Origin of the sequence: Faecalibacterium sp. OF03-6AC (genome assembly GCF_003478175.1) — a bacterium.
GTDB lineage: Bacteria > Bacillota > Clostridia > Oscillospirales > Ruminococcaceae > Faecalibacterium > Faecalibacterium taiwanense.
Window position 1 is genome coordinate 778 of sequence record NZ_QUEN01000025.1, and the last position, 449, is coordinate 1,226.

1 protein-coding gene is annotated in these 449 nt (G+C 56.6%); it reads right to left on the reverse strand.

All coding sequences use genetic code 11. The features are described 5' to 3' along the window. Positions 1-39: 39 nt before the first annotated feature. A partial coding sequence (locus tag DXA66_RS13990; RefSeq protein ID WP_118529320.1) for a plasmid mobilization relaxosome protein MobC occupies positions 40-449 on the reverse strand: 410 nt, incomplete at its 5' end.

The window sequence follows — 449 nt, forward strand, 5'->3', positions numbered from 1 at the left end:
TTGTGCTGAAAGGTGAGATAGCTTTCGGCGGCGGCATAGTTAGAGTTTTTCGAGGTCAAATGCTTGATGGTTGCCATACAGTTCACCAACCGTTTCTTCGGCTTTCAGCCGAAAGTTCGTGAGTGCGGACAGTTCCTCCAGAATTTGCGCCCGGAGCTGCTCGGTGTCTTTGCCGCCGGAGTTGAAGTGCCGTGCAAGCTGGTTGAGGTTGCTGCCTACCTTGCTGCACTGGGCAGACAAGGCGGCAAGCGCCGCCAGTGCATCCTCGCCGCCCTGCGCCACCACAACGGTGTGCTTGACGTTCACGCCGTACAGGACGCGGCGGACGAGTTCGGATTGGGTGAGGTGGAGTTCTTTGCAGGCGTATGCGATCCGCAGCTTTTCTTCTGCGGTCACTCTGACTTTGATGATGTGTGTCTTTCGTTTTCGCGGCGTGTCATTGCGGTTCT